Genomic DNA, 17,235 nt, shown 5'->3' with positions numbered 1-17,235 from the left:
CAAGTTGAATCGATAAGAGGCGGTAATGCGTCAGACTAAAACCGGTATCCTGCTGGCAAACCTGGGGACGCCCGATGCCCCCACTCCTGAAGCGGTAAAACGCTATCTGAAACAATTTTTAAGCGATAGACGCGTGGTCGATACCTCACGGCTGTTGTGGTGGCCGTTGCTGCGTGGTGTGATTTTGCCGCTGCGCTCGCCGCGCGTGGCGAAGCTGTACGCCTCGGTCTGGATGGAAGACGGCTCGCCACTGATGGTTTACAGCCGCCAGCAACAGCAGGCGCTGGCACAACGTTTACCGGATATGCCAGTGGCGCTGGGCATGAGCTACGGCTCGCCATCACTGGAAAGCGCCGTAGATGAACTACTGGCAGAACATGTTGATCATATTGTGGTGCTGCCGCTCTATCCGCAATACTCCTGTTCAACGGTCGGCGCTGTGTGGGATGAACTTGCACGCATTCTCGCGCGCAAGCGTAGCATTCCGGGGATTTCGTTTATTCGTGATTACGCCGATAACCACGATTACATTAATGCGCTGGCAAATAGCGTGCGGGCCTCTTTCGAAAAACATTGGACGAGCCGGATCTGCTGCTGCTCTCTTATCATGGCATTCCTCAGCGTTACGCGGATGAAGGTGATGATTACCCGCAGCGTTGCCGCACAACGACGCGTGAACTGGCTTCCGCACTGGGAATGGCACCAGAAAAAGTGATGATGACCTTTCAGTCGCGCTTTGGCCGGGAACCCTGGCTGATGCCTTATACCGACGAAACGCTGAAAATGCTTGGAGAAAAAGGCGTCGGTCATATTCAGGTGATGTGCCCGGGCTTTGCTGCGGATTGTCTGGAGACGCTGGAAGAGATTGCCGAGCAAAACCGTGAAGTCTTCCTCGGCGCTGGCGGGAAAAAATACGAATATATTCCGGCGCTTAATGCTACACCGGAACATATCGAAATGATGGCTAATCTTGTTGCAGCCTATCGCTAAAGAATCGAGCACCGTCGCGAAGAGCCTCGTCGGCGGTTTTCATCATCCGTGAATAATGCAAAAAGGCGTGCAGCGTACCGGAGTAGAGTTTGAACTCACAAGGTTGCTGGTGTGCCGCTAACGTCTGGTAAAGCAGGCGACTGTCATCCAGCAGCGGATCGAACTCCGCTCCGGCGATATAACAGGGCGGCACATTTCGAGTGAGATCATTATTAAACAGGCAGTAATACGGCGACTCGCGATCCGCTTCGCTGCCTAAATATGCCTCTTCATACATCTGTAAATCCTGTTGCGTTAAGCCATCCCAGCCACCGCCCAGCAGGCGACGAGTCACGGAATCCCGTAACCCATAAAGTCCATACCACAGCAAAACGCCCACAACCTTACCGCAATCGATCTGTTTATCCCGCAGCCACAAGGCGCTGGCTAGCGCCAGCATTGCGCCAGCGGAATCACCGGCAAAGCCAATACGTGACATATTGATTTGATAATCGCCCGCCTGCTGGTGGAAGTGACAACAGGCGGCCACGATTTCCTCTATCGCCTGCGGAAAACGCGCTTCTGGCGAAAGGGTGTAATCAATGCCAATCACCGTACACTGAGTGTAGATTGCCAGAAGTCGCATGATGCGATCGTGGGTATCTAGGTTGCCGAGAATAAAACCACCGCCGTGAAGATAAAATAGCGTCGCTGGGCTATCTGAATTTGGACAAAATAAGCGGGCCTCCACCTGTCCATATTTTGTCGGAACTGCGTAATCCCTGGTTTCCATTTCTGGAGCGCCAGCATTCCAGAATCGCCGCTCGAGCGTGTAATGCTGACGCTGCTCGGCAAGAGTTCCTTCTGCGGGCCAGGGCGGTAAATCAGGCTGAAGTGTATTAACAACGGCCCTCATTTCGGCAGAAATCAGTTCCAGTGCGGGTAGTTTGTTTTCCATCTTCATAGAAAAACTCCTTTCAAATTGCGCCATTGTAAGGAAGCTCTGCCATGATAATGCGATCTCGTCTGCTGATATTGAAACTGGCTGCATCTCGCGCGTTCCCGTGAGATTGTGTTAACATTCGCCGCTCAGTTAACCACCCGTAAAAACAACCATGAAATTTCCCGGTAAACGTAAATCCAAACATTACTTCCCCGTAAACGCACGCGATCCGCTGCTTCAGCAGTTCCAGCCAGAAAACGAAACCAGCGCCGCCTGGGTAGTGGGTATCGACCAGACTCTGGTCGATATAGAAGCGAAAGTGGATGATGAGTTCATTGAACGTTATGGATTAAGTGCCGGGCATTCACTGGTGATTGAAGATGATGTTGCCGAAGCACTCTATCAGGAACTTAAAGAGAAAAACCTGATTACCCATCAGTTTGCGGGTGGCACTATTGGTAACACCATGCATAACTACTCGGTACTGGCGGATGACCGCTCGATACTACTGGGCGTGATGTGCAGCAATATTGAAATTGGCAGCTACGCCTATCGTTATTTGTGTAATACCTCCAGCCGTACCGATCTTAACTATCTGCAAGGCGTAGACGGCCCGATTGGACGCTGTTTTACGCTGATTGGCGAGTCTGGCGAACGCACTTTTGCCATTAGCCCTGGCCATATGAACCAGCTACGGGCAGAAAGCATTCCGGAAGATGTGATTGCCGGAGCGTCGGCGCTGGTACTCACCTCATATCTGGTGCGCTGCAAGCCGGGCGAACCGATGCCGGAAGCAACCATGAAAGCCATTGAGTACGCGAAGAAATATAACGTACCGGTGGTGCTGACGCTGGGGACTAAATTTGTCATCGCCGAGAATCCGCAGTGGTGGCAGCAATTCCTCAAAGAACACGTTTCCATCCTTGCGATGAACGAAGAAGAAGCCGAAGCGTTGACCGGAGAGAGCGATCCGCTGCTGGCGTCTGACAAGGCGCTGGACTGGGTGGATCTGGTGCTGTGCACCGCCGGGCCAATCGGTTTGTATATGGCGGGCTTTACTGAAGACGAAGCGAAACGCAAAACCCAGCATCCGCTGCTGCCGGGCGCTATCGCGGAATTTAACCAGTATGAGTTTAGCCGCGCCATGCGCCACAAGGATTGCCAGAATCCGCTGCGCGTCTATTCGCACATTGCGCCGTATATGGGCGGACCAGAAAAAATCATGAACACTAACGGTGCCGGAGATGGGGCGCTGGCGGCGCTGTTGCATGACATTACCGCTAACAGTTATCACCGTAGCAGCGTACCAAATTCCAGCAAGCATAAATTCACCTGGTTGACGTATTCGTCATTAGCGCAGGTGTGTAAATACGCCAACCGTGTGAGCTATCAGGTACTGAACCAGCATTCTCCACGCTTAACGCGCGGGCTGCCGGAGCGTGAAGACAGCCTGGAAGAATCTTACTGGGATCGTTAAGTTATCGTCGGTTCGTAGGCCAGATAAGGCGTTCACGCCGCATCTGGCATTTGGCTCTCGATGCCTGATGCGACGCTGGCTGCGTCTTATCAGGCCTACATATCCGCGCCTATTATCCGGTAATCACCGTTTACCCCGTCACCACTTCACCTGCCGGTGGCGTTTCCAGCAGTTCCAGCATGGTACGGGCAATTTCACGCTCGCCCATCACCACCTGATTCGCGCCACGTTCGGTGATATAGGCCACCTCGTCGTCATAATGGGCGCGGGCGATAATCTCAATATCCGGGTTTTTCGCGCGAGCAGATGCCACAATCTCGCCTGCTTCGTAACCGTTGGGAATCGTCAGGATCAGCCATTTTGCGCATTCCAGATGCGCCAGTTGCATGATCTCTTCGTTAGCCGCGTTGCCTAATACCGCCCGGACTCCGCGCTCACGCAGTTCGTCGACGCGAGTACGTGACGTCTCAATCACCACTAAAGGAATATCAGACGCGAGCAATTTCTCCCCCAGCAGGCTGCCCACACGACCATAACCTACCAGCAGCGCATGGTTGCAGATATCCACCGGAATCTGCTTCTCTTCTTCGATAGCTTCCTCCAGCGTCTGCTCTTCCAGCGTTTCGGTTTTCGCCAGGTATTTCTCCAGCAGCGCGAACAGCACCGGGTTGAGCATAATCGACAAAATCGCCCCCGCCAGCACCAGGTTTTGCCCCGCCTGCGGCAGCAGATTCAATGCCATCCCCAGACCTGCCAGTATAAAGGCGAACTCACCAATCTGCGCCAGGCTGGCGGCGATGGTCAACGCCGTACGCTGGGAGTGGCCAAACAACCGGACGAGGAAGAGCGCCGCAACCGATTTACCAAACAGAATAATCGCCAGCGTAGCCAGCACCGCCAACGGCTGCTGAATCAGGATTAACGGATCAAACAACATCCCGACAGAGACGAAGAACAACACTGCAAACGCATCGCGCAATGGCAACGTATCGTGAGCGGCACGGTGGCTAAGTTCGGACTCATTCAGCACCATCCCGGCGAAGAACGCGCCGAGCGCAAAGGAGACGTCAAACAGCTCCACCGCGCCAAAAGCAATCCCTAACGCCAGCGCCAGCACCGACAGGGTAAACAACTCGCGCGAACCCGTTGCTGCGCTGCGTGCCATAATCCACGGCACCAGACGGCGACCTACCAACATCATAATGGCGATAAACGCGACCACTTTGCCGATGGTGATACTCATATCCAGCGCCAGCGTCGCAAAGCCCACATCGCCCTGTTCCAGCATTCCAGCTACCGCTGGCAGCAACACCAGCGTCAGGACCATCACCAAATCTTCCACAATCAGCCAGCCGATGGCGATTTGCCCTCGCTGGCTGTCTATTAATTGCCGTTCTTCAAGTGCACGCAGTAACACCACGGTACTGGCGGTGGAAAGACACAAACCGAACACGATACCGGTCATCAACGACCAGCCCAGCAAGGCGGAGAGCGCCATACCCAGCAGTGTCGCCACGGCTATCTGGGCGATCGCGCCGGGAATGGCGATGGACTTTACCGCCATCAAATCCTTGAGCGAAAAATGCAGGCCGACGCCGAACATCAGCAAAATAACGCCCAGTTCCGCCAGTTCAGGCGCAAGTTTTGTATCGGCAACAAAACCTGGGGTAAAGGGGCCTGCCAGCACACCCGCTAACAGATATCCCACCAGAGGAGAAATACGCAGTTTATTGGCCAGCATGCCGAGGATAAAGGCAAGCACAAGGCCGCCAACAATTGTGGTGATAAGCGGGGTGGCGTGATGCATTCCGTCTCCTTTTCCTGGTGGTGGTTGTCCATATTTTGGCCGGGAAAACCAAAATTACAGGTAATAGTTTATGACAATTTCATAGATGATGTTTATGAATAATTGTTGAATTTTGCAGAAAAATGGAATTAGCCGCAAAAAAGGCACGGATCGGAAAAGTGATGAGGTGTATGAAGAGGAAAGGCTTATGGTTACTGCAAAATGAAGCAGCCAAAGTTTACCTTTGCTGCCGGGAATTCAGGATTTATGCCGATTATCAGGTAAGAATATGGTCAACATTCCAAGAAGCGGCAGGAAAGCACATATTTTATAAACTAACTCGATACTGGTATGGTCGGCGATAAGCCCCAGAACTGCGGCTCCAAGGCCCCCCATGCCAAAAGCAAAACCGAAAAAGAGCCCGGAAACCATGCCGATACGCCCCGGAAGTAGCTCCTGAGCATAAACCAGAATGGCAGAAAACGCCGAGGCGAGGATAAATCCAATAATCACCGTCAAAACCCCCGTCCAGTGCAGGCTTGCGTACGGTAAAATAAGCGTAAAAGGCGCAACGCCGAGGATAGAGCCCCAAATTACATATTTTCGCCCAATCTTATCGCCAACAGGCCCGCCAATCACCGTCCCCGCCGCAACGGCAAATAAGAAGGCAAACAGATGAAGTTGGGCATTCTGGATGGATAATCCGAATTTTTCCATCAGATAAAAGGTGTAATAGCTGCTGATGCTCGCCATATAGAAATATTTCGAGAAAATCAGCACTAACAGTACGCAAACAGCCAGAACGACCTTATTTCGTGGCAGCGGATTGATTATTGGCGCTTTCGGCTTGCCTTTACTCATTCGGTGCTGCGCAGAGTACCAGCGGCTGATTTGCGCCAACACCACGATTGCCAGCAGTGCCGCCAGTACAAACCATGCAACGTTGCCTTTGCCATAGGGGGCGATGAGCACCGCCGCCAGCAAAGGCCCCAACGAACTGCCAAAGTTACCGCCGACCTGGAAGATGGATTGCGCCAGACCATGACGTCCGCCAGACGCCATACGTGCCACGCGGGAAGATTCTGGATGAAAGACCGACGAACCGGTACCGACCAGCGCCGCCGCCAGCAACACCGAGCCAAAACTGCCCGCCAGTGCCAGCAATACCAGGCCGCTTAAGGTAAAGCACATGCCAATTGGCAACGACCACGGCATTGGGTATTTATCTGTCCAGTAGCCGACGACCGGTTGCAGCAGCGAAGAGGCGAGCTGGAAGGTGAGGGTTATCAGCCCAATCTGCATAAACGTCAGGGAAAACTCTGACTGTAATAGCGGATAAATCGCCAGAATCAGCGATTGGATCATGTCGTTCAGCAGATGTGAGAGGCTGATAGCGCCTAAAATACCAAACGAAGTTCGGGCCTTGGTGGCCGACGCAGTCGCGCCCGCCACAGGCTGGGATTGTTCACTCATTGCCATAGGAAAGTCACTTTTTTAGAGTTGCGATGTAAAAAGTTATCTTAATTGTGATTATTACCTGACTAACATACCTGCACGTGCCTTTTGAAGGAAGTCTCAATGTGGAAAACAGAATTTCCAATCTGGATGTAGATTTATCGTAACCGAACGCAGACTTGTCTATGATGTCGCGTCATACTAATTTTCAACACGTTATTATCTGGTCAGGGAGAGAAGTATGAAATTATTGCAGCGGGGTGTGGCATTAGCACTGTTAACCACATTGTCACTGGCGAGTGCAACTGCGTTGGCCTATGAGCAGGATAAAACCTATAAAATTACGGTTCTGCATACCAACGACCATCACGGTCATTTCTGGCGCAATGAATATGGCGAATATGGTCTGGCGGCGCAAAAAAACGCTGGTGGATGGTATCCGCAAAGAGGTCGCCGCTGAAGGCGGGAGCGTGCTGCTACTTTCCGGTGGCGACATTAACACTGGCGTGCCCGAGTCTGACTTACAGGATGCCGAACCTGATTTTCGCGGTATGAATCTGGTGGGCTATGACGCGATGGCGATCGGTAATCATGAATTTGATAACCCGCTCACCGTATTACGCCAGCAGGAAAAGTGGGCAAAGTTCCCGTTACTTTCTGCCAATATCTACCAGAAAAGTACCGGCGAGCGCCTGTTTAAACCATGGGCGCTGTTTAAGCGTCAGGATCTGAAAATTGCCGTTATTGGTCTGACGACGGATGACACAGCGAAGTTAGGCAACCCAGAAAACTTCACCGATATTGAGTTCCGTAAGCCCGCCGATGAAGCGAAGCTGGTGATTCAGGAGCTGCAACAGACAGAAAAGCCAGACATTATTATCGCGGCGACCCATATGGGGCATTACGACAATGGTGAGCACGGCTCTAACGCACCGGGCGATGTGGAGATGGCGCGCGCGCTGCCTGCCGGATCGCTGGCGATGATCGTCGGTGGTCACTCGCAAGATCCGGTCTGCATGGCGGCAGAAAACAAAAAACAGGTCGATTACGTGCCGGGTACGCCATGCAAACCGGATCAACAAAACGGCATCTGGATTGTGCAGGCACATGAGTGGGGCAAATACGTGGGACGGGCTGATTTTGAGTTTCGTAATGGCGAAATGAAAATGGTTAACTACCAGCTGATTCCGGTGAACCTGAAGAAGAAAGTGACCTGGGAAGACGGGAAAAGCGAGCGCGTGCTGTACACCCCTGAAATCGCTGAAAACCAGCAAATGATCTCGCTGTTATCGCCGTTCCAGAACAAAGGCAAAGCGCAGCTGGAAGTGAAAATAGGCGAAACCAATGGTCGTCTGGAAGGCGATCGTGACAAAGTGCGTTTTGTACAGACCAATATGGGGCGGTTAATTCTGGCAGCACAAATGGATCGCACTGGTGCCGACTTTGCGGTGATGAGCGGAGGCGGAATTCGTGATTCTATCGAAGCAGGCGATATCAGCTATAAAAACGTGCTGAAAGTGCAGCCATTCGGCAATGTGGTGGTGTATGCCGACATGACCGGTAAAGAGGTGATTGATTACCTGACCGCCGTCGCGCAGATGAAGCCTGATTCAGGTGCCTACCCGCAATTTGCCAACGTTAGCTTTGTGGCGAAAGACGGCAAACTGAACGACCTTAAAATCAAAGGCGAACCGGTCGATCCAGCGAAAACTTACCGTATGGCGACATTAAACTTCAATGCCACCGGCGGTGATGGCTATCCGCGCCTTGATAACAAACCGGGCTATGTGAATACCGGCTTTATTGATGCCGAAGTGCTGAAAGCGTATATCCAGAAAAGCTCGCCGCTGGATGTGAGTGTTTATGAACCGAAAGGTGAGGTGAGCTGGTAGTAATCCGAAAGTGCCGGATGTTCGCATCCGGCACAATGCTTAATCGCGGCGGGCGATATCAGCAAATTTGGCATCGAGGATCTTCGCCAGATCGCCTGCCGCCAGTTCGATATCCAGTCCGCGCTTGCCGCCGGAAACATAAATAGTGGCAAATTCTTGTGCGGGGGCGTCGATAATCGTTGGCAGACGTTTTTTTCTGCCCCAGTGGGCTAATCCCCCCAACCAGGTATCCCGTCGAACGCTGCGCGACCATCGGATCGGCCATCTCAACTTTCTTGGCACCCAGCGCTTTTGCTACTTTTTTAAGGTCCAGTTGACCTGCGACCGGCGTAACGGCCACGGCAAGGTGTTTCATATCACCGTTCACTGCCACCAGCAGCGTTTTGTAGACCTGATCCGGATTCAAACCTAATTTTTTGACGACTTCATCGCCAAAATTGGTTTCAGCCGGATCGTGTTCGTAGGTATGAACCTGAAAAGAAATTTTGTTTTTTTCGAGTAATTTAACTGCGGGTGTCATCGTAATTTTCCTGCCTCAAACAAAAAACGAAGAAAGCATACGCCTGATGGCGGCCCAAAAAAAAGTGTCATCTTGCCTAAGAGTATTGGCAGGATGGTGAGATTGAGCGACAATCGACTTACACCGTCGTTTAAAGCGACGGCATAATAATAAAAATATGAAATTCCTCTTTGACGGGCCAATAGCGATATTGGCCATTTTTTAGCGCAACATTTGCGGCAAATTCCCTTCTCCATACAGATGTAAAGCACCGACAGCGACCACATAGCGCCCTGGCGGCATAGCATGCAGTTTATCCCGCCAGGCGAGATTTCGCTGGTGCATCAGCACATCGTACAGCGACTGACTGAACGTATTGGGCAGCGTTATTTCATTATTTTGCGGCGGCGCATTCAGCCACCAGCTCATCATTTGTTGCAGCAACCGTGCATTGGTATGCCAGTGAGTCAGCGTATCGTCCAGCAGCGCCTGTCCTTTGTCGGGAAGCTGGAGCAACATGGCAATTTGCTTTTCTGCCCCTTCCAGTTCAATTACAGGTTTATGTTGTTGCTTCGCCGCCTGCAATAACTGGTAATCGATACCGTATTCTGCCCGCAGCCCCAGTTTTTGCGCCTGCGTCGCCTGAAGAACCATCGCGATTTGCCACAGCGGTTGAGTAGAAAAGAGTGAGGGAGAAATGCCCATCTCCTGGCTAATGTGCTGCAGATTTTGCAATTGTTCTTCGCTAATGCGCTCTTCCAGCGCCTCGCAGGCTGGCAAATTGGCAAAAGGCGTATCGCTGGTGGAAACATCCGCCTCGACGATCAGCGCATCGGCGTTTTTTGAGCTTTTTGAGCAAACGGGTGGGCAGGGGAGCCATATCGTGACTCCCCATATGAATACTGCCAATCAGATGAAAATGGCGATTGCCGGGAAGAGAGATATCGATGGCAGGCCAGGTGTAATGATTACCGCGCAGCGCGGCCCAAAGCGTTTTTACCCGGTACAACAGATCCATACGACCTCCCTTTGTGAAATATCATGCTAGCGCGCGGGGAGGGATGGCGCAAATGGAGTTGAGACGGATTGAAACTGCGACCGAATATTTGGCACGCCGTGAAGAGCGTGCAAAAAAGATCGCGTAAGGCTAAAACATCGCTTCATCTCGTAGGTCGGATAAGGCGTTTACGCCGCATCCGGCATCCGAGCACCATTGCCTGATGCGACGCTTACGCGTCTTATCAGGCCTACAAACCTGTGCCTGAACCGTAGGCCGGAGAAGGCGTTTACGCTGCATCCGGCATCCGAGCACTATTGCCTGATGCGACGCTTACGCGTCTTATCAGGCCTACAAACCTGTGCCTGAACCGTAGGCCGGATAAGGCGTTCACGCCGCATCCGGCAGTCATGCGTCGATGCCAAATGCGCCGCCCTAAAGCAGCGCATCCGCAATGACGTACTTATTCCTTCGGTTTAAACCGCAGCAACCGGTTGGCGTTACTCACTACGGTAATCGACGAGAGCGCCATTGCCGCTCCGGCAACTACCGGGTTAAGCAACGTTCCAGTGAACGGCCACAAAATACCGGCGGCGACCGGAATACCGATGCTGTTGTAGATAAACGCGCCGAGCAGGTTCTGCTTCATGTTGCGCAGCGTTGCGCGGGAAATAGCGAGCGCATCCGCAACGCCCATCAGGCTATGGCGCATCAGGGTAATCGCCGCGGTTTCAATGGCAACATCACTGCCGCCCCCCATCGCAATGCCGACGTCCGCCTGGGCCAGCGCTGGCGCGTCGTTAATGCCGTCGCCCACCATTGCCACCTGACGTCCTTCACTTTGCAGGCGTTTAATCGCTTCGGCTTTACCGTCCGGCAGCACCCCGGCGATCACCTCATCAATCCCTGCTTCTTTGGCGATCGCATTGGCGGTGGTTGGGTTATCCCCGGTCAACATCACCAGACGATATCCCGCTTTATGCAGACGTTGCAGCGCCGCCACGCTATCACTACGCAACGGATCGCGTACAGCCAGCAGGGCTACCGCTTTCCCGTCAACCGCCAGCAGCACAGGCGTTGCCCCTTGCGATGCCTGAGCTGAAATATCTGCTTCAATCGCTTTAGTATCAACTTGCTGGTCATTTAACAGCGCCTGATTGCCCAGCAATAACGCATGACCTTCAGCTTCACCGCTCACGCCCAGCCCGCGCAATGTGCGGAAACCGTTGACCTGCGGCAGCTGCATATCGCTTGCTTTATCGAGGATCGCCCGCGCCAGCGGATGGCTGGAACCTTGTTCCAGTGCCGCCGCCAGACGCAGCGCCTGCGCTTCGTCAAAATCAGCAAATGTTTTCACTGCGACAACCTGCGGCTTCCCTTCGGTCAGCGTCCCGGTTTTATCGAACACGACGGTATCGAGTGTACTGGCGCGTTGCAGCGCGTCGGCGTCCCGCACCAGCACGCCAAACTCAGCCGCCCGCCCGACGCCGGAAATAATCGACATCGGCGTCGCCAGCCCCAGCGCACACGGACAGGCAATAATCAGCACCGTGGTGGCAATCACCAGGGTATAGACAATCTGCGGTGCCGGACCAAAGAAATACCAGATTGCCGCACTGACAAGCGCAATCACCACTACTACCGGCACAAATACGGCTGAGATTTTATCCGTCAGCTGACCGATTTCTGGCTTGCTGCTCTGGGCCTGGCGCACCATGCGAATGATTCGTGACAGCGTAGTATGGCTGCCAACCGCACTGGCGCGAAACAGCACGCTGCCGTCCTGAACTACTGTCCCGGCATGGACGCTATCGCCTTCGCCTTTTTGCTGCGGGATAGGTTCGCCCGTCAGCATCGCTTCATCCAGCCATGCTTCGCCCTGGGTAATCTCGCCATCTACTGGCACGCGGTCGCCCGTCGTCAGGCGCAGTAGCATGCCTGGCTGAACTTCCGCCAGCGGCACGCTTTTTTCACCTTCGTCAGTAACCAGGCGCGCCGTCGGCGGAGTTAAATCGAGTAATTTCTCCAGCGCCTTTGAAGAACGCTGACGTGCGCGCGCTTCCAGCATATGACCGAGATTAATCAGACCGATAATCATCGCACTGGCTTCATAGTAAAGATGCCGCGCTTCCATCGGGAACCACTGCGGCCACAGGTTGACGCTCATCGAATAGAGCCACGCCACGCCAGTACCCAGCGCCACCAGTGTATCCATCGTCGCTGCACCGTTCAGCAGGCTTTTCCATGCGCTGCGGTAAAAATGGCCGCCAGCGAAAACCATCACTGCCAGGGTTATCAGGCCGATAACCAACCACAGGCTGCGGTTGTCAGCGGTGACCATCATGTTATCGCCGATCATCCCCCAGACCATTACCGGGATACCCACCGCCAGTGCAACAATTGCCTGCCAGCGGAAGCGCTTCATCGTAGCGACTGCGGTTTCCTGCTGGCGCTCGCGGCGTTTAGCGTCATCTTCAATCGCTTCCGCGCCGTAGCCCGCTTTTTCCACCGCCTGCACTAAATCTTGTGGGGAGGCACTGCCCATCCACCAGCGCAGTACGCTCCGCCAGGTTTACCCGTGCCTGAGTGACGCCCGGTACGCTTTGCAGCGCATTTTGTACGCGGGTGACACAGCTGGCGCAGCTCATGCCGCTCAGCAGCAACTGCTGGCTGTCATCGTCATCGGCGGTCGCTGCCGGAAGCGCCTCAGAAACCGCTGTCAGTGCTTCCGACGGGATTGATGACTCCGCCAGCGGTTTAGCCTTTGGGTGGCTTACAGATGCGTCATAACCCGCTTGTTTGATGGTTTCGATCAGCTGTTCTGCACTGGCAGTGCCGGTAACGTGTGCTTCAGTGACAGACACATCCGCCTGCTCAACGTCCGGGCGCTGTTCGAGACTTTCTTTCACGCGTTTAACGCAGTGACCGCAGGACAGGCCGTCCAGGGTCAGGTCGATAGTTTGTGACATAACGTACTCCTTTAAGACAGTGTTGACTGACTGTGATAAAGGGTAAACCTTCCAGCAAGGGGAAGGTCAAGAAATTATTTATCAGCGAAATGAAAAGTCGGCAGAGATTAAAAAATTGGCGCAATTAGCATCAGAATTAGACATTTATCTCTTTGTTTTCCTTTATCTAAAGTACGGGTGCTAAGTTAAATCAGGATGCCTGAAAACTGGCATCGGGGTGAGGAAATACCTCCCGCATCTATAAAAAGGAGTTAACAAAAGATGTTAGATGCAAACAAATTACAACAAGCAGTGGATCAGGCGTACACCCAATTTCACTCACTTAGCGGCGGACAAAACGCCGACTACATCCCCTTTCTGGCGAATGTCCCCAGTCAACTGGCGAGCGTCGCTATCGTAACCTGCGATGGCAATATCTATAGTGCCGGTGACAGTGATTACCGCTTTGCGCTGGAATCCATCTCCAAAGTCTGTACGTTAGCCCTCGCGTTAGAAGATGTCGGCCCGCAGGCAGTACAGGATAAAATTGGCGCAGATCCCACCGGACTTCCCTTTAACTCGGTCATTGCCTTAGAGCTTCATGGTGGCAAACCGTTATCACCGCTGGTTAATGCGGGGGCTATCGCCGCCGTCAGTCTGATTAAAGCCGAGAATGCAGAACAACGCTGGCAGCGAATTTTACATATTCAACAACAGCTTGCAGGAGAACAAGTCGCGCTCTCTGACGAAGTCAACCAGTCGGAACAAACAACCAACTTCCATAACCGCGCTATTGCCTGGCTGCTGTACTCCGCCGGATATCTCTATTGCGATGCGATGGAAGCTTGTGATGTCTACACTCGCCAATGTTCCACGCTCATCAATACCGTGGAACTGGCGACGCTTGGCGCGACGCTGGCGGCGGGCGGGGTTAATCCGCTAAGTCAAAAACGCATTCTGCAGGCCGACAACGTGCCATACATTCTGGCAGAAATGATGATGGAAGGACTGTATGGCCGCTCCGGTGACTGGGCGTATCGCGTGGGTTTGCCAGGAAAAAGCGGCGTTGGCGGCGGCATTCTGGCGGTCGTACCTGGCGTGATGGGGATTGCCGCGTTCTCCCCGCCGCTGGATGAAGACGGTAACAGTGTTCGGGGTCAGAAAATGGTGGCAAATGTTGCTAACCAACTCGGCTATAACGTGTTTAAGGGCTGATCATGATGAACGCGGAAGGTGATAACGGTAACAAACCCCTCGGGCTATGGAATGTCGTTTCCATTGGCATCGGGGCAATGGTGGGGGCAGGGATCTTTGCCCTGCTGGGGCAGGCGGCGTTGTTAATGGAAGCCTCAACCTGGGTCGCTTTTGCCTTTGGCGGCATAGTGGCGATGTTTTCCGGTTATGCCTATGCGCGGCTTGGGGCGAGTTATCCCAGTAACGGCGGGATTATTGACTTCTTTCGCCGGGGATTAGGGAACGGCGTCTTTTCGCTGGCATTATCCTTGCTTTACCTGATGACGCTGGCGGTGAGTATTGCTATGGTTGCCCGCGCATTTGGTGCTTATGCCGTGCAGTTTCTGCATGAAGGCAGCCAGGATGAGCATCTTATTTTGCTGTACGCGCTGGCTATCATTGCGCTGATGACGTTATTCAACTCTTTAAGCAACCACGCGGTAGGCCGACTGGAAGTTATCCTCGTTGGCATCAAAATGATGATCCTGTTGTTGTTGATCATTGCGGGTGTCTGGTCGCTACAACCTGCGCACATTTCTGTCTCCGCGCCACCCACTTCCGGCGCGTTCTTCTCCTGTATCGGGATTACCTTCCTTGCCTACGCGGGCTTTGGCATGATGGCGAACGCGGCGGATAAAGTAAAAGATCCGGCGGTCATTATGCCACGGGCGTTTCTGGTGGCGATTGGCGTTACTACGCTGCTTTACATCGCACTAGCGCTGGTATTGCTTAGCGATGTTTCGGCATTAGAGTTAGAAAAATATGCCGATACCGCGGTAGCGCAGGCCGCTTCTCCGCTGCTCGGGCATGTGGGGTATGTGATTGTGGTGATCGGCGCTTTACTGGCGACGGCTTCAGCCATTAACGCTAACCTGTTCGCGGTATTTAATATTATGGACAACATGGGCAGCGAGCATGAACTGCCGAAGCTAATGAATAAATCCCTGTGGCGGCAGAGCACATGGGGCAACATCATCGTGGTGGTGTTGATCATGCTGATGACGGCGGCGTTGAATTTAGCTCGCTCGCCAGCGTCGCCAGTGCCACTTTTTTGGTCTGTTACCTGGCGGTGTTTATGGTCGCTATCCGCCTGCGTCATGATATCCACGCCTCGTTGCCAATCCTCATCGTTGGCACGCTGGTTATGTTGTTGGTGATCATCGGTTTTATTTACAGCCTGTGGTCCCAGGGCAGTAGTGCGCTGATGTGGATTATAGGCGCACTATTACTAAGCCTTATTGTGGCAATGGTAATGAAACGGAATAAAACGGTATAAACCTTCTTGTGCGCAGTGCTTTCTGCACTGCGCTTTTATTTTTTATCCTTAATTTAATTCCTTGCTTATGCTTTTAATAAATAATTCACACCAAAAAGATATATAGACGATAAAACTGTGATTTCTATCACTTCTTATCGTGGATTATTCTTAACGAGGATGATGGTAAACTAAAAGTCGTAGTGTATTCTTAATAAATAACGTATAAGCTTTTTCACTGCATTTCTTTTAATGGGGGAAGTAAAAACAAAAGAGATGCACAAGTTATTACCCTTCTTAAATAAAATGATGCTGGTTATAAAGATCAGTTAAAATAATGACCTGGAAGGAAGTGACTTATCTATGGCGCGATTACAATTAAAAAACCGTAAAAATAAAGGTCTGATATTTTTAATCAGTTTTATTGTGATGGGTGGAGACGCGCTTGCTGCGCCATTACCGCAATGGGCGAATGCCCCTGCGGTTACGCCGGTTGCCAGTTTATCGTTACAGGAAAGCATATTGCGTGCCTTTGCGCGAAACCCCGACGTCACCCAACAGGCGGCGCAGATAGGTATTGGTGAAGCGCAAATCGATGAAGCCAAAAGCGCCTGGTATCCGCACATCGGTTTAACGGGTAATGCGGGGCCTTCCCGGCAAACGGACTCCAGCGGCAGGCTGGATAACAACGTTTCTTATGGCATAACCCTGACGCAGCTGGTGTATGACTTTGGTAAAACCAGTAACGATATCAAACTGCAAACTGCTGCTCGTGACAGCTACCGCTTTAAATTGATGGCAACCTTAACCGACGTAGCCGAAAAGACGGCGACGACCTATATGGAAGTCAGTCGTTATCAGGCTTTGTGCGACGCAGCGCAACGTAACATTCACTCTCTGGAAAACGTCTACAACATGGCTGCACTACGCGCCAACGCCGGGCTTAATTCATCATCCGATGAGTTACAGGCGCAAACGCGTATAGCGGGAATGCGCTCGACGCTGGAACAATATCAGGCACAGATGACAAGCGCCAAAGCACAGCTGGCGGTGCTCACAGGCGTACAGCCGGAGGCGATAGCTTCGCCGCCAGCCGCATTAGCCGAACAGCCAGTGTCGCTAAAAAATATCGACTATCAGTCCATCCCGCTGGTACTGGCGGCAGAAAACTTACGCCAGTCTGCCCAGTACGGCGTGGAGAAAACCAAATCGCAATACTGGCCTACGCTCAGTATTCAGGGCGGCAAAACACGCTACCAGACCAGCGACCGCTCGTATTGGGATGATCAGTTACAACTGAACGTCAACGCGCCGCTGTATCAGGGCGGCGCGGTTTCAGCCCAGGTGCAACAGGCCGAAGGGCAACAAAAAATCTCTGCTTCGCAGGTTGAGCAGGCAAAACTGGACGTGCTTCAACGAGCGTCGGTGGCGTATGCCAACTGGACTGGCGCACGGGGTCGTGAAGAGGCTGGGTTAGCGCAATCTGAAAGTGCGCACAAAACGAGAGATGTGTACCAAAATGAATATAAATTGGGTAAACGCAGCCTGAATGATCTATTAACCGTCGAGCAAGATGTCTTTCAGGCGCAATCGGCTGAAATAAATGCCAATTATGATGGCTGGGTCGCCGCAGTGAATTATGCCGCTGCGGTTAATAACCTTATTCCATTAGCGGGAATTAAACAGGGCTTATACAACGACTTACCCGACTTGAAATAATCCTGCCATTATTAATATCAGGTATGCATCGTTGTTGAGTGATTACCTTTGTCTTATTTAGA

At 52.6% G+C, this 17,235-nt stretch carries 6 protein-coding genes and 7 pseudogenes; 7 read left to right on the top strand and 6 right to left on the bottom strand.

Features of this window, described 5'->3' with window-relative positions; all coding sequences use genetic code 11:
* The first annotated feature begins 25 nt into the window (after positions 1 to 25).
* Positions 26 to 990: pseudogene (gene hemH / locus CRI63_RS04385) on the top strand (ferrochelatase).
* On the opposite strand, the gene aes reads toward hemH, so the two are convergent.
* Positions 965 to 1,933, bottom strand: coding sequence for an acetyl esterase (aes, locus tag CRI63_RS04380; protein ID WP_135518625.1), 969 nt, complete (start codon positions 1,931 to 1,933; stop codon positions 965 to 967). The pseudogene hemH and the gene aes overlap by 26 nt on opposite strands.
* Positions 1,934 to 2,084: 151 nt before the next feature.
* On the opposite strand from aes, the gene gsk reads away from it, so the two are divergent.
* Positions 2,085 to 3,389, top strand: coding sequence for an inosine/guanosine kinase (gene gsk, locus CRI63_RS04375; RefSeq protein ID WP_135518623.1), 1,305 nt, complete (start codon positions 2,085 to 2,087; stop codon positions 3,387 to 3,389).
* Between the two features lie 130 nt (positions 3,390 to 3,519).
* On the opposite strand, the gene ybaL is transcribed toward gsk, so the two are convergent.
* Together ybaL and fsr are read right to left on the bottom strand one after the other, a co-directional pair.
* Complete coding sequence (gene ybaL, locus CRI63_RS04370; protein WP_135518621.1) at positions 3,520 to 5,196, bottom strand: YbaL family putative K(+) efflux transporter; 1,677 nt, start codon at positions 5,194 to 5,196, stop codon at positions 3,520 to 3,522.
* 237 nt (positions 5,197 to 5,433) lie between these two features.
* Entirely contained in the window at positions 5,434 to 6,654 is a 1,221-nt protein-coding gene (gene fsr, locus CRI63_RS04365; protein ID WP_130223189.1) for a fosmidomycin MFS transporter, read from the bottom strand.
* 217 nt (positions 6,655 to 6,871) lie between these two features.
* On the opposite strand from fsr, the pseudogene ushA reads away from it, so the two are divergent.
* A pseudogene (gene ushA, locus CRI63_RS04360) lies at positions 6,872 to 8,522 on the top strand (bifunctional UDP-sugar hydrolase/5'-nucleotidase).
* A 39-nt stretch (positions 8,523 to 8,561) separates the two neighbouring features.
* Here ushA and ybaK read toward each other — a convergent pair.
* Both ybaK and CRI63_RS04350 read right to left on the bottom strand, forming a co-directional pair.
* Positions 8,562 to 9,042, bottom strand: a pseudogene (ybaK, locus tag CRI63_RS04355) (Cys-tRNA(Pro)/Cys-tRNA(Cys) deacylase YbaK).
* A 201-nt stretch (positions 9,043 to 9,243) separates the two neighbouring features.
* Positions 9,244 to 10,039 (bottom strand): annotated as a pseudogene (locus tag CRI63_RS04350) (TraB/GumN family protein).
* Positions 10,040 to 10,088: 49 nt separating this feature from the next.
* Here CRI63_RS04350 and CRI63_RS04345 point away from each other — a divergent pair.
* A pseudogene (locus CRI63_RS04345) lies at positions 10,089 to 10,166 on the top strand (addiction module antidote protein, HigA family); the annotation flags it as partial.
* 315 nt (positions 10,167 to 10,481) lie between these two features.
* Here CRI63_RS04345 and copA read toward each other — a convergent pair.
* A pseudogene (copA, locus tag CRI63_RS04340) lies at positions 10,482 to 12,987 on the bottom strand (copper-exporting P-type ATPase CopA).
* A 261-nt stretch (positions 12,988 to 13,248) separates the two neighbouring features.
* Between copA and glsA the strand changes: the two are divergent.
* The 3 genes and pseudogenes from glsA to CRI63_RS04325 all read left to right on the top strand — a co-directional run bounded on the left by glsA (position 13,249) and on the right by CRI63_RS04325 (position 17,173).
* Positions 13,249 to 14,181 carry a glutaminase A gene (gene glsA / locus CRI63_RS04335; protein ID WP_135518619.1) on the top strand — a complete coding sequence of 311 codons (933 nt, stop codon included), beginning with the start codon at positions 13,249 to 13,251 and terminating at the stop codon, positions 14,179 to 14,181.
* A 2-nt stretch (positions 14,182 to 14,183) separates the two neighbouring features.
* Positions 14,184 to 15,475 (top strand): annotated as a pseudogene (locus tag CRI63_RS04330) (APC family permease).
* Between the two features lie 342 nt (positions 15,476 to 15,817).
* Positions 15,818 to 17,173 carry a TolC family outer membrane protein gene (locus CRI63_RS04325; protein WP_130215513.1) on the top strand — a complete coding sequence of 452 codons (1,356 nt, stop codon included), beginning with the start codon at positions 15,818 to 15,820 and terminating at the stop codon, positions 17,171 to 17,173.
* The last annotated feature ends 62 nt before the right edge of the window (positions 17,174 to 17,235 follow it).

It is taken from the genome of Escherichia sp. E2661 (genome assembly GCF_004745185.1).
Lineage (GTDB): Bacteria > Pseudomonadota > Gammaproteobacteria > Enterobacterales > Enterobacteriaceae > Escherichia.
The sequence above is the reverse complement of the archived record's forward strand: the minus strand, read 5'-3'. Positions and strand labels throughout refer to the sequence as shown.

Bases quoted from the DNA above. Each gene is read 5' to 3' on its own strand.
- aes (WP_135518625.1), bottom strand. From the start codon at position 1,933: ATGAAGATGGAAAACAAACTACCCGCACTGGAACTGATTTCTGCCGAA.
- gsk (WP_135518623.1), top strand. From the start codon at position 2,085: ATGAAATTTCCCGGTAAACGTAAATCCAAACATTACTTCCCCGTAAAC.
- ybaL (WP_135518621.1), bottom strand. From the start codon at position 5,196: ATGCATCACGCCACCCCGCTTATCACCACAATTGTTGGCGGCCTTGTG.
- fsr (WP_130223189.1), bottom strand. From the start codon at position 6,654: ATGGCAATGAGTGAACAATCCCAGCCTGTGGCGGGCGCGACTGCGTCG.
- glsA (WP_135518619.1), top strand. From the start codon at position 13,249: ATGTTAGATGCAAACAAATTACAACAAGCAGTGGATCAGGCGTACACC.
- CRI63_RS04325 (WP_130215513.1), top strand. From the start codon at position 15,818: ATGGCGCGATTACAATTAAAAAACCGTAAAAATAAAGGTCTGATATTT.